14 protein-coding genes are annotated in these 13,188 nt (G+C 43.4%); all 14 read right to left on the bottom strand.

The window, feature by feature from the left end; genetic code table 11:
- Nucleotides 1–5: 5 nt before the first annotated feature.
- The 14 genes from cheY to BET10_RS07360 all read right to left on the bottom strand — a co-directional run bounded on the left by cheY (nucleotide 6) and on the right by BET10_RS07360 (nucleotide 13,137).
- Complete coding sequence (cheY, locus tag BET10_RS07425; protein ID WP_070984550.1) at nucleotides 6–389, bottom strand: chemotaxis response regulator CheY; 384 nt, start codon at nucleotides 387–389, stop codon at nucleotides 6–8.
- A gap of 39 nt (nucleotides 390–428) precedes the next feature.
- Nucleotides 429–1,139 carry an RNA polymerase sigma factor FliA gene (locus BET10_RS07420; RefSeq protein ID WP_070985575.1) on the bottom strand — a complete coding sequence of 237 codons (711 nt, stop codon included), beginning with the start codon at nucleotides 1,137–1,139 and terminating at the stop codon, nucleotides 429–431.
- A 26-nt stretch (nucleotides 1,140–1,165) separates the two neighbouring features.
- Nucleotides 1,166–2,026, bottom strand: coding sequence for a MinD/ParA family ATP-binding protein (locus tag BET10_RS07415; protein ID WP_070984548.1), 861 nt, complete (start codon nucleotides 2,024–2,026; stop codon nucleotides 1,166–1,168).
- Entirely contained in the window at nucleotides 2,019–3,491 is a 1,473-nt protein-coding gene (gene flhF / locus BET10_RS07410; RefSeq protein WP_070984545.1) for a flagellar biosynthesis GTPase FlhF, read from the bottom strand. Before flhF ends, BET10_RS07415 begins: the two co-directional genes overlap by 8 nt.
- Before the next feature lie 21 nt (nucleotides 3,492–3,512).
- A complete protein-coding gene (gene flhA / locus BET10_RS07405) occupies nucleotides 3,513–5,609 on the bottom strand; it encodes a flagellar biosynthesis protein FlhA (RefSeq protein WP_070984543.1) in 2,097 nt (698 codons plus the stop codon).
- Nucleotides 5,610–5,673: 64 nt separating this feature from the next.
- Complete coding sequence (flhB, locus tag BET10_RS07400; RefSeq protein ID WP_070984540.1) at nucleotides 5,674–6,804, bottom strand: flagellar biosynthesis protein FlhB; 1,131 nt, start codon at nucleotides 6,802–6,804, stop codon at nucleotides 5,674–5,676.
- 3 nt (nucleotides 6,805–6,807) lie between these two features.
- Nucleotides 6,808–7,587 (bottom strand): flagellar biosynthetic protein FliR, encoded by a 780-nt coding sequence (gene fliR / locus BET10_RS07395; protein ID WP_070984538.1) that lies wholly within the window; start codon nucleotides 7,585–7,587, stop codon nucleotides 6,808–6,810.
- Nucleotides 7,588–7,589: 2 nt separating this feature from the next.
- Nucleotides 7,590–7,859, bottom strand: coding sequence for a flagellar biosynthesis protein FliQ (gene fliQ, locus BET10_RS07390; protein WP_070984537.1), 270 nt, complete (start codon nucleotides 7,857–7,859; stop codon nucleotides 7,590–7,592).
- 1 nt (nucleotide 7,860) lies between these two features.
- Nucleotides 7,861–8,601: a flagellar type III secretion system pore protein FliP gene (gene fliP, locus BET10_RS07385; RefSeq protein ID WP_070984535.1), complete on the bottom strand. Its 741-nt coding sequence runs from the start codon at nucleotides 8,599–8,601 to the stop codon at nucleotides 7,861–7,863.
- Nucleotides 8,594–8,995 carry a flagellar biosynthetic protein FliO gene (gene fliO, locus BET10_RS07380; RefSeq protein ID WP_096348933.1) on the bottom strand — a complete coding sequence of 134 codons (402 nt, stop codon included), beginning with the start codon at nucleotides 8,993–8,995 and terminating at the stop codon, nucleotides 8,594–8,596. Before fliO ends, fliP begins: the two co-directional genes overlap by 8 nt.
- Entirely contained in the window at nucleotides 8,992–9,393 is a 402-nt protein-coding gene (gene fliN / locus BET10_RS07375; RefSeq protein WP_070984533.1) for a flagellar motor switch protein FliN, read from the bottom strand. Before fliN ends, fliO begins: the two co-directional genes overlap by 4 nt.
- 28 nt (nucleotides 9,394–9,421) lie before the next feature.
- Nucleotides 9,422–10,513, bottom strand: coding sequence for a flagellar motor switch protein FliM (gene fliM, locus BET10_RS07370; protein WP_070984530.1), 1,092 nt, complete (start codon nucleotides 10,511–10,513; stop codon nucleotides 9,422–9,424).
- A gap of 8 nt (nucleotides 10,514–10,521) precedes the next feature.
- Entirely contained in the window at nucleotides 10,522–11,043 is a 522-nt protein-coding gene (gene fliL / locus BET10_RS07365) for a flagellar basal body-associated protein FliL (protein ID WP_070984524.1), read from the bottom strand.
- A 57-nt stretch (nucleotides 11,044–11,100) separates the two neighbouring features.
- A complete protein-coding gene (locus BET10_RS07360) occupies nucleotides 11,101–13,137 on the bottom strand; it encodes a flagellar hook-length control protein FliK (RefSeq protein ID WP_170829121.1) in 2,037 nt (678 codons plus the stop codon).
- Nucleotides 13,138–13,188 lie beyond the last annotated feature (51 nt).

Raw genomic sequence — 13,188 nt, 5'->3', positions numbered from 1 at the left:
ATTAATTAGCCTAAACGTTCAAACACTTTTTCTAACTTAGTTTTCAGTGTTCCTGCTGTAAAAGGCTTAACGATATAACCATTAACCCCAGCTTGGGCAGCCGCTACGATTTGTTCTTTCTTTGCTTCCGCTGTTACCATCAACACTGGGATATGCTTAAGATTCTCATCTGCTCTAATCGCGCGCAGCAGATCTATCCCTTGCATACCAGGCATATTCCAATCAGTTACCACAAAATCAAAGTCTTGATTTTGTAGCATTGGAAGCGCAGTACTGCCATCGTCAGCTTCTTGTACATTGGTAAAGCCTAAATCTCTTAGCAGGTTTTTGATTATTCTCCTCATTGTAGAAAAATCATCAACCACGAGAATTTTCATGTTTTTATCCAAAACATCCTCCAGTGAGGTTTGAACCTATTATTTTTTACTCTAATTTACCCAGTCATTGATCTTGGCACGAAGCCTTATCATTGCCTGCCCATGAATTTGGCTAACACGAGATTCACTTACATCTAGTATCTGGCCGATTTCTTTTAAATTCATTTCATCGTTGTAATAAAGCGACAACACTAGGGCGTCTCTTTCTGGCAAAGATTTTATCGCTGCCACCAACGATTCGTTAAAGCGTTCATTTTTAACGTTATTAAATGGTTTGTCTAGCGATAAATCATTGTCTGCAGGCGAAATGACGTCTTCATCTACACCTAAGTCCTCAATACCTATAACTTTACTGGTATTTACATCATGTAGAATATGATGGTACTCATCCAGAGTAATAGCAAGTTTTTCAGCTATTTCAGTATCTTTTGGTTCTCGATTGAGGAGGGATTCAAGTTCAGCAATAGCTTCTGCAACCATGCGGCTTTTACGGTGCACTGAACGAGGTGCCCAGTCGCCTCGACGAATTTCATCCAGCATAGCGCCACGAATGCGAATGCCAGCAAAAGTCTCGAAACTTGCTCCCTTTGAGGCATCAAAGTTCTTGGTTGCTTCAATCAGACCAATCATGCCAGATTGCATCAAATCATCTAGCAAAATATTAGCAGGCAGCCGAGCCAATAAGTGACATGCCACTTTTTTTACAAGTGGCGCATGTCGCTCTACCACCTTATGTAGATGTTCTGATGTTTGATACCCCATCGCTTTACTCACCGATGATGCCATAGTTACCCATTGACAAGTTGTTCAATAAAAAACTCAAGATGCCCTGACGGTTGATGTGGAATGGGCCATTTCACGGCCTTGCTAGCTAGACCTCTAAATGCAACTGCTGCTGGTGAGTTAGGGAAGAGTTCTACGATGGTTTTTTGACGTCTTGAAGACTTCCGCATATTTTCATCAAACGGGATCGTTGCAACAAGTTCTAGAGCCACATCTAAAAACCTGTCTGTTACCTTAGACAGTTTAGCAAACAATTCCTGTCCTTCTCGTAAACTACGCACCATGTTAGCCACAATTTTAAATCTATAAACGCCATGCTCACGGCTTAATACTTTTATTAGTGCATAGGCATCAGTAATAGATGTTGGCTCATCACACACCACCACTACGACATCCTGTGCAGCACGAGAAAAGCTTAATACCATATCGGAAATACCTGCGGCAGTATCGACAATTAAGATATCAAACTCAGTATTGAGTTCACTAAATGCGCGAATTAAGCCAGCATGTTCAGCAGGCGTCAACTCCACCATGTTTTGTGAGCCCGATGTTGCAGGAACGATTTTTATACCAGCAGGACCTTCTACCAATATTTCGTCTAATTCGCATTCGCCCGACAAAACGTGTGACAAATTCTTTTCGACTCTTAAACCCAACATCACATCACAGTTTGCCAACCCCAAGTCGGCATCGAGTACCAATACCCGGTTTCCTTGCTGGCCCAGCGCAATTGCGGTATTCAAAGATACATTGGTTTTACCCACTCCGCCTTTACCGCCCGTTACCGCGATAACCTTAACACCGTGATTACTATTTTGACTCATTTTACGCAGGCCACTTGCTTGATCTAATACTGTGTTAATCATACATTCCTACTGTCTGAGACGCTACTGGTACAGGTCTCGAATGTTGTGCTTTTATTCTTTTTAAATACAATTGCTCAGCCTTTTTGACTAGCTTTTGTGCATTTGCTACGCGAATATCTTCTGGAACTCGCTGTCCATTGGTAAGATACCCTATTGGTAAACGATTTTGAATCGCTATACTAATAATCTCACCCAAACTTAGACACTCATCAAGTTTAGTAAAAATACAGCCAGTTAGGTTCACTTTTTGGAAATGGCGAACCGTCTCTTGTAACACGTGCATTTGTGAAGTCGCACTTAATACTAAATAACTACGAATGTCAACGCGAGTGCTACGCATTAAAGTATTCAACTGTTCGGTTAAACGCAAATCTCTTTGGCTCATTCCAGCTGTATCTATTAATACTAGTCGCTTATTGCGCAAGTGGTACAACACTTCAGCCAGTTCATTCGCATCTTTTACTTGCTTCACTGGACAGCCGATAATTCGACCATATGTAGAGAGCTGCTCATATGCACCAATACGATACGTATCGGTTGTAATTAGAGCTACTTTGTCAGCACCAAATTTCTGTGCGCCTAACGCTGCTAGTTTGGCAACAGTAGTCGTTTTGCCAACCCCTGTAGGTCCTACAAAAGCAAACACTCCACCTTGGCGAAGAATGTCGTTATTGGTCGTATGCATCTGGTTTACAACCATGTTAAGTAACGCATTCCAAGCTTCTTTGCGGGATACATCATCTGGAATAAAACACGCCATTTGTTCAGCTACATCAGCGTCAATACCCATTCCTTGTAGGCGGTCAATTAAGCATGCACGAGTCGGGTCGCGACGCGCCATCTCTTGCTTCATTAGGCCAGAAACTTGATGTTCAAGAAGTTGACGAATGGCATTCATTTCTTCACGCATGGATGACATTTCATCATGCTTAGGGTCGCTGTGCTCCATGTCATCACCAAAGCCAGATTCTAGTTCATCATCAAACTGCCAGTTTGATGTTTGTGCTGGTGTACTGTGACTAGGTTTGGGCTGCTGAAAACGCTCTTGTTCATAGTTAGGGTTATGTATCTCAGCTTGTTGCTGACGAGATTTGAACACTTGCTCGGTATCAATACCAGATTGTGAAAACATTGAGGCAAGCTGTGGCGAACGAGGGCGCGGTGCTTGACGCTCTAATAGCGCCTCTAAGCTGTCTGCCACTTGCGCTTGTGGCTCTGGACGTGCTTGCTGAGGCTCTGGACGCACAAAACGAGGCGCTGTAGAGCGAGGAGGCTGTTGCTGAGGCGCTTCTTGTACACTCGGCTTAGGCGTTGCTGGTGCGCGATCATTATCAATTGCGGCGACAATCTCGACGCCATCGGCCAATTTCTTATTCGACATAATTACAGCATCTACACCAAGCTCTTCTTTCACTTCTTTTAGTGCTGTTCGCATATCTTTGGCAAAAAAACGTTTGATCTTCATGTTACAACCCCTTAAATCCTATTACTGTCCAACTGAGCTCACAATCTTAATTTGTCTTTCATCTGGCACTTCTTGATATGACATCACACGAAGGCCGGGGATCGTATGTTTAACAAATCTTGAAAGCACACTTCTTAACATACCTGAGGTTAATAAAATGGACGGGTCACCTAGCATTTCTTGCGTTTGATGCGCTTCTCTCAAAGAGTTTTGAAGCCGCTCTGCAAGGCCTGGTTCGATACCTGCCCCTTCATCACCTGCGTTCTGAAGTGACTGATGCAACATCTGTTCCAACTCAGGTGCCAATGTTATGACAGGGATTTCATCAGCATTACCAACGGCATCTTGAACGATAAGTCTGCGTAGCGAAATTCTTACCGCAGCCGTTAGTACATCTGGGTCTTGGCTACGTGGTCCATACTCAACAAGCGTTTGTACAATCGAACGCATATCTCTAATTGCAACGCCTTCGTTAAGTAGATTTTGTAGAACTTTTACCACTGTTGTAAGTGGTAACACGTCAGGCACTAAGCCTTCGACTAAGCGTGGATGGCTCTTAGCAAGCATGTCTAATAAGTTCTGTACTTCTTCATGACCTAACAGCAAAGCAGCATTATTTGTCAGCAACTGACTAATATGGGTCGCAACGACAGTGGCTGCATCCACTACGGTATAGCCTAACGAATGTGCTTCGTCTTTTTGTTCTGGCTTGATCCACACTGCGTCTAGACCAAACGCAGGGTCTTTTGTTTCAATACCTTTAATTGGACCGAATACCTGACCCGGATTAATAGCGAGCTCATCGCCATGCTTGAGCTCCCCTTCACCAGAACCCACACCCATTAAGGTAATGTTGTAAGCATTTGGATCTAGTTCTAAATTGTCGCGAATATGTACCGGTGGTACCAAGAAACCCAGTTCTTGAGATAGCTTTTTACGTACCCCCTTAATGCGGTTCAATAGCTCCCCACCTTGTGACTGGTCCACAAGTGGAATCAAACGATAACCCACTTCTAAGCCAATCACATCAACAGGTTGAACATCGTCCCAGCCAAGTTCTTTTTGCTCTTGTTTATTAGCCACAGCAGTACCCTTGGCTTCTTCTTCGGCGGCATTTTGCGCCGCATCTTTTTTCTGTTTTTGGGTAAAGTAAGCCAAATACCCAAGTAATGCGCCTAAGCTCAAGAATGCAAAGTGAGGCATTCCCGGTACGAGACCCATAACAATTAAAATACCAGAAGCGATAAATAAGGATTTTTCGTTTCCTAATTGCGTTTTGAATTGATCACCCATGTTATGGGATTCATTTTGACGGGTAACAACAATCGCAGTACCAATAGATAGCAACAGTGAAGGAAGCTGGGCAACCAAGCCATCACCAATCGTTAGCAATGTGTACACTTCCATTGCACGGCTAAAAGGCAAATCATGTTGGATCATACCAACAAACAAACCGCCAATAATGTTAATAGCAAGAATCACAATACCTGCTATCGCATCTCCTTTTACAAATTTACTGGCACCATCCATCGAACCATAAAAATCGGCTTCACGTGTCACTTCTTCACGTCTTGCTCTGGCATCATCCGCACTGATAAAACCCGCATTCAAATCGGCGTCAATCGCCATCTGCTTACCAGGCATAGCATCTAATGTGAAACGTGCTGAAACTTCTGAAATACGCCCCGCACCCTTGGTAATAACCACGAAGTTGATAATGATTAAGATCAGGAAAACCACAAGACCGACAGCGTAGTTACCTCCAATTACAACTGACCCAAATGCTTCAATCACTTTACCCGCGGCGTCACCGCCGTTGTGACCTTCCAATAGTACTACCCGAGTACTGGCAACATTTAGAGCCAAGCGCATGATAGTCGCAATGAGCAAAACGGCTGGAAACATGCCAAACTCTAGTGGCTTCATGGTGTATACCGTCACCAGTAACACCACTAAAGCTAATGCAATGTTGAAAGAAAATAGAATATCCAGCAAAAAAGGTGGTAGGGGTAGTATCACCATCCCCAAAGCCGCCAATACCAGCAACGGTGTACCAACACCTTTGGCGTATTCTTTTTTATCTTTGTTGAGCTGTGCTAAAACCGCTTTAAATTCCATAACTTAACAACTGCAAAATATTGACACTATGCAGATAAAGCAAGTTACGAGCCAATTATTAGGTCTAATGTTTTAAGTCATCAGGGATAGGTAAGTCTTTGCTGAGTGACGTAGGGCGACGTCCTCGGCCTTTATTGAAGCGCTTTAACTGAAATACATAGGCCAACACTTGTGCCACTGCGGTGAATAGCTGATCTGGAATTTGCTGTCCTATTTCAGTGGTGTGGTATAACGAGCGCGTCAGCGCAGGCGATTCAACAATGGGTACTTCATTACCAATCGCGACTTTTCGAATCTGCATGGCAATTTCATCCACCCCTTTTGCAACAACCATTGGCGCACCTGCTTTTTCCGTATCATATTTAAGCGCAACAGAATAATGTGTTGGGTTAGTGACCACCACATCCGCGTCGGGTACATCTTGCATCATGCGTCGCTGCGACATTTCTCGCTGTGTGCGCCTAATTCTAGCTTTTATCTGTGGATCACCTTCAGAATTCTTATATTCATCTTTCACCTCCTGCAGCGTCATTTTTAATTGTTTGTGGTGGTTGTAGCTTTGGTATGGGGCATCGATCGCTGAGATAACCACTAAGGTGCAGCTTAAGCCTAAAAACATCCACGCTAAAATCTCCAACGCGTGGATCACACTGCTCGGCATAACTTCTATGCTCAGGTGAAGAATTTCATAAAAGAAAGCGCTGATCAGGAAAATCGCGCTGCCAGCCACCAACACAAACTTGAGTATTGATTTTACAAGCTCGACAGCGGCTTGTGGCCCTAACATTCGTTTAAGACCCTTCATGGGTGACATCTTACTCGCTTTTGGTGCTGCTGCCTGCCAACTGAAATTAAACCCTCCCAGCAAGGTATTACCCACCACTCCCGCAATAACAATGATTAAAACAAACATCGCCATTGGAAAAAAAAGTTCAGAAAAAACACTTTCCCATACTGCAAACATTTTGGTGGTATCGTAGCTTTCGTTGCGATTTAGGTTCAGTGCGCGGCCCATGATGTTATACAAACCTTTACCTATCGCTGGCCCATACAACAATAAAGCAATGGCTGAAAAGATCAGCACAAAAGTTGTTCCCAACTCTTTAGAGCGAGCAACCTGCCCTTTTTTTCGAGCCTCACTAATTTTCTTCTCGGTGGGCTCTTCCGTGCGTTCTTGACCAGAATCTTCTGCCATATGCTAAACCGTACAACCTATTAAGTTACACATCAGTTCTGTCATTTTTAGCCATTGAAATTCAAACTGCACAACAAAATTACCCAGGGTGGCCCAAATAATGGTTAAACCTGCTACGAGTGTGAATGCAAAGCCCACAGAGAAGATATTCATTTGTGGTGCCGCACGTGTCATTATGCCAAATGATATATTAATCACTAACATTGCAGTAAGAGGAGCCAGCGAAAGCGCCAGCGCGGTCGTAAACATCCACCCCCCCCAATTAACAATCTGCCAGTAGTTATCTACCAGCCACCACTGACCGTTAATGGGAAAAGTTTCAAAGCTAAAAATGATCATATTCATCATCATCAAATGACCATTAAAAACAAAGAATAGCAAAGTTGCCAAGATAAGATAAAACTGCCCCACTGCAGGTACACTCAAGCCATTCGCAGGGTCAACAACTGAAGCGAATCCCAGACCCGTTTGCATTGCCAGAATTTGTCCAGCAATGATAAACGTATTGAGTAACAACAGTGACGCAAAACCAATGGCAATGCCGATGATCATCTGTTGGATTACCACTAGTAACATTGAAAAAGAGAACAGCTGAACAAATTCAGCCTTTGGAAGTGCAGGCATAACCGCAAAAGTTACGACAACAGACAAGGCCAATTTAATTCTTGTGGGTACTGTTTGCGCTCCCAAGCCGGCCATAACCATGACCATTGAGCTGATCCGCACCAGAGGCAGTAACAAGTCACTTAGCCACTGCATGACAATTGCAATTGGAAATTCCATCACTAGCCTGCTATTTCAGGGATCCGCATCACAAGACTCGTGAAGAAGTCCATGAGTTCTTGGGTAAACCAGTGACCTCCAACTATCAATGCAAGAATAGTAACTATCAAACGGGGCAAGAAACTCAAAGTTTGTTCGTTGATTGAGGTTGCAGCCTGAAATACAGCAACTACCAAACCAATCATTAATCCGGGAAGTACAATTGCCGCAACCAGTTTTATGACCAAAAACAGTGAGTCGCTGAGTATATCGACAAATACTTCGGGTTCCATATTACACCCCTAGACCAAAACTACGGGCCAACGTACCCATCACTAACCCCCAGCCATCGACCAATACGAATAGCATAATCTTAAATGGTAAAGAAACAATCATGGGTGACAACATCATCATACCCATTGCCATTAATACACTGGCGACCACCAAATCAACGATCAAAAATGGTATAAAAAACATAAAGCCAATAATGAAGGCTGTTTGCAACTCACTGGTCACAAATGCAGGTATGATCACCACAAAGGGAGTGTCTTCTGGCTTATCTAATTTGTCATACCCAGCTATCTTGGCAAACGTCTCTAAATCTTTAATACGCGTTTGAGAGAGCATAAACGCTTTTAGTGGCTCTTTTGCCTGTTCTAATGCTTGCAGTGATGTCAGTTGCTCATTCAAGTAAGGTTGAACAGCTCTGTCATTTATTTGGCTGAATATGGGAGCCATAATAAAAAACGTTAAAAACAAAGACATACCTAATAAAATTTGGTTTGAAGGTGACTGTTGAAGGCCAATTGCTTGCCTTAAAATGGCTAAAACCACAATGATACGTGTGAATGAGGTCATCATTATCACTGCTGCCGGAATGAAACTCAGCGCAGTCATAATGGCAAGCACTTGTAACGTTACTGAGTACTCTTGCGAGCCATCAGGGTTTGTAGTAACACTCAGTGCATCAATGCCTTCAGCGCCAGCGAAAGGTAAAAAACCTAGGCCGATAAGCGCTATTAAAAATTTAATCATAAGAACTATTCTTGTTATTTTGTCTACCTACAAATCGCCCAAGCTCTTTTGCAAATGCTGGCACCTGCGCCTCTTCAAGGGGCTGCTCTAATTGATATAAATAATTTATGCTATGGGGCGTTACCCCCAGCAAATGTTGTTTATTGTCTATTTCTACCACCATCAGGCGTTCTTTAGTACCCAATGGTAGGCTTCGTATCACCTTGAAGTCTTTGTTATTACCCAAGTTAGGATTGAACTTTTTAACTAATAGCCCTAACCCGATAATTAATGCTACAACCAGCATCAATGACAAGCCCATAGACAAAAGCTCTGTACTTAAGCCTGTCATTTCCTGCTTTGCTATAACTGGCATGGCGGCCACAAGCAAAAATATACTGGTAGATATTTTCATCGTAGCTTCTTGATACGCTCGACTTGGCTAATTACGTCAGTTAGACGTATACCAAACTTATCATTTACGACAACAACTTCACCATGCGCTATTAGCGTACCATTAACCAGCACATCTAGCGGCTCACCCGCTACTCGGTCAAGCTCAACAACCGAACCCTGGTTGAGCTGTAGTAAGTTACGAATATTAATTTTAGAACGTCCCACTTCCATTGAGATAGTAACAGGGATATCTAAAATTGTATCTAACTTGCGTTTTTCGTCTGGAGATAGGTTGGCATTCGTGTCTTTTAGTTCATCCAGTTCTGCCACTTCAGGCTCGCTGGAGACATTTTCATTTTCTTCTGCCTCGGCGAGTGCTGCCGCCCATTCGTCCATTGTATCTTGATCATCGCTCATACTATCAAAACCTTTATGTAATCAATTCTTACCAATCTAAGTCCACACCTTCTGAAAGATGTAAGTCTTCTTCCAATTCCGCAAGCTCAGCATCTGAGTCAAGCTTCTTGCCACCTTTTGTGAACACATGTAGTTCAGATTTAACGGATTCTGGACGTTTAATTTTTTCGCTAATTTGTAATGCGACATTGTCTCTTGAACGCCCCATCTTCGCTCTGAATGTGGGCAACTCTTCGATAAATACAGTGATATATTCCGGCATTTCTACAGGAATAACATCACCCGCTTTTAACCCCATAATTTGCTCTAGGGTCAAATCTATCTCAAGTAATTGCGTCGATAGCTCAACTTCCACATCCATAATTTCATCGCGTAAAGCTTTACTCCAACGCAAATCAGTATCTTCAGTATCCGACTGTACACCAGCGTCTAACAGTTCACGGATCGGCTCCAGCATTGAGTAAGGAAGTGAAATATGAAAATCACCACCACCACCATCAAGCTCAATATGGAAAGAGCTGATTACCACAACCTCTGTAGGACTCACGATATTTGCCATCGCTGGGTTAACCTCAGAGTCAAGGTACTCAAACGAAACATCCATCACGGGAGCCCAAGCCTCTTTATAATCTTCGAAGATTATTTTTAACAGCATTTGCACTATTCGGCGTTCAGTAGGCGTAAATTCGCGACCTTCAATTTTTGCATGATAGCGACCATCCCCACCAAAGAAGTTATCTACCAGAATGAACACTAGGCGCGCTTCCATGGTGATCAGGCCAGTTCCCTTTAACGGTCTAAAGCGCACCATATTTAAGCTAGTTGGAACAAATAAGGTATGAATATACTCACCAAACTTTAGCATTTGTACGCCATTAATTGATACTTCGGCTGTGCGACGCATCATATTGAACAGGCTAATGCGCATATGGCGAGCAAAGCGTTCATTAACAATTTCAAGGGTCGGCATACGACCACGAACAATGCGGTCCTGTGATGAAAAGTCATACTGTAACGCCGTTGACTCCCCGTCATCACCTTCGCTTATTTCTTCCTCTTCGACATCATCAACACCATGAAGTAGCGCATCAATTTCGTCTTGGGATAATAAATCACTCACTTAAGACCTCACTGCATTACAAAGCCGGTGAATAGTACACGTTCAATGACTTTACTGCCCTCAACCCCTTCCATTGCTTCTTGTACTTTGTCCACTGCTGACAAACGTAATGATTCTTTCCCTGCACTTGTACTTAGTTCATCCGCTGTCGTTGTCGAAAAGACGCTCAACAACGTGCCTTCTATCAAAGGAATATGTTTCTTAGCAATTTCTTCGTTGATATCTCCACGCACCAGTAACTGCACTTTAATTTGCACAATGCGGTCTCTACTTGCCCCTGGCACGTTAAATACAAATGGCCTTGGCATAGCGACATAAAGCGCGCTACCTGTTTTTGCCGACGATGAACTGGCTGTCACTTGCTGGGCTGTTTCTTCTTCTGCCAACGTCTCAACTGGCGCATCTTCCGAAGAGGTCAGAAACCAAATACCAGCTGCAACCAATACCACTACTGCAACGGCCGCAATGATGATAATCTTTTTCTTATTGCCACCCGCTTCTTCTATTTCTAAGTCGGTATCTTCTGCCATTGTTAATCCTTATAAAAGCCAATTAGCTCACGGTCTATTTCTATATAATAGCAGTAGTTAGGCGTAATAATCTATTGAAGAACCATCGTTTAGAGCACCGTTTGCACGTGATGTCATGTTTTCATCCTGCTCGGATTGTTCTGCTGACGTTGAATGTGCTTGGCCCTGCTCATTTGAACCCAACATTTGTTCCTGCTGCCCTTCACCGCCTTGCTCAATATTACTTTGCCCCAACTCAATGCCTTGTTCAGCTAACATTTCTCTGAGTTTTGGCATAGATTGCTCAAGCAAGTCTTTCGCTTGCTGATTTTGTACCACAAAGTTTACCTGTGCTTGCTCTGCATCAGTACGTATTCTGATCTGCATACTACCAAGCTCACGTGGGTCAAGTCTGATTTCAGCTTCTTGATTGTTAAGATTCAGCATCATTGACACTTTTTCTTGCAAAATTTTTGCAGCATCATTACGAGCAATATTTACCGCTTGTAGCATTTGCGCATCAACTTGTACTTTGTGAGAGGTAGCGTTGAGCTGTTGCGTTTGTGTGCTCTGAGGCGCAGCATCCAACTGTTCAAAATACTGGGCTAGTTCGCTAAATTGCGAAGATAGCGGGTTGGTCTGAGCAGGTGTTACAATCGCTTTAAAGAGCTGTTCAACCTGAGGGGTTGGCATCACTTGAGCCAACTGTACCGCGCTCAATGCTTCTCGCTTAATGTCAGAATTAAAATTTCCTCCATCAACTGAGTTCATGGCCTTGAGCGACTCTTTCATGTCTTGCTTTATCGTGTCTTTATCGACTTTGGTACTGTTGTAAGAGTAACTTTGCTTATTTGCTATGGCAGCATTCGCAGCAACCGTAACTTCACTACGAACTGCTTGTTTCGTCACCGCCATCTGGCCTTCGTCAAGCTCTTTTAATTGCTGTAACGCTTGTTCAACTAGCGGGGATGCTTTGCCTTGATTACTAAGTTGCTGTAGCCCCTGCTGTAGGGCGCTTCTTTCTTTAGGTGACAATAGTGCTAATTGCTGCTCTAGTGTTGCTTTAAGCTCTGCTGGAACTTGAATTTCTCGACCGCTGCCGTCTTGAGTAACTTTGGCACCGATTTGCTTAGCTATATCACTGACCTCTTGCGCTAATTCACTTTTCTTAAGGTTTGGAGTGTTTTGTTTGTGCTCAGCCAAGCTAGTGTGTTCTTGCACCGTTGTTGGCATTATTTTAGTCGTAGTACTTTGCTCTTTTAGCTGTGCAGTGACTTGCTCTACATCATCGGTCGCCTCTATGTGCTCTTGTAACAACGGTTTTTCTGGTTTCACAGCAGGCTCACTGACTTTTTCTTGCCCATCAGTTAAGCTCTGTTTTTGTGATGCTAATTCACCAGTTGGGTTTTGCTTCGCTTTTGATTCTGCCAGCTCAGAAAGAGTGTTTCCTTTACCTTCAGTGGATTGAGAGCTGCCTTGATGCTCAGCACTTTTCTCACCTTCGGACATTACTCGAAACCCAGGGGGAATAACAATTTTATCAACAGGTTCTTCAGCTAACTGAGGTTTAACGTCAGGTTTGCTGATTTGTAGCCCTGACTTCAACGCATCATTCGTTGTTTTTGCAGTCAACTGTGCTTGCGCGTCGGACTTCTCAGCCTGATATCGAGTCACAGCTGTTTTTTGCTGATTGGCAGCATTTATTTGAGCAAGGAGATCATCAGCTGAACGCTGGTTTTTCTGGTTATTTGCTTGCTCAGAGTCAGCAAGCACATTCACTGCTCTATCAGTTTCCGATGATTCAGATACCACCTCTCCATCATGCTCGGCATCGTCAGTTGGATCTGTATCTAATTCATTTTCTGATAGGGGCTTAGCTCCCGTTTTATGCTCGGTCTCTACCTGCTGCTCATCATCCGTAATGGCTGAGCTGTCTGTCTCTTTACTGGTGTCAGAATTGCCACCGTGTTGCCTAGTATCGGCATCGCGCAACTGTGTGAAAGTTGCCAAAAAGCTCAGCTCTTCACTCGCGCTATCTTCTTGAGTATTCGTATATTCCGCAGCACCAGCATCCACACTAGTTTTAACTGAGCTATTAATAGTTACATTAAGCATATTTTTACCTGCCAAAGCGGCAATTAACAGCCGCGGATACATCACTATAAG

It is taken from the genome of Pseudoalteromonas amylolytica (assembly GCF_001854605.1).
Classification (GTDB): Bacteria; Pseudomonadota; Gammaproteobacteria; order Enterobacterales; family Alteromonadaceae; genus Pseudoalteromonas; species Pseudoalteromonas amylolytica.
This window is presented reverse-complemented; position numbering and strand designations above follow the sequence as displayed.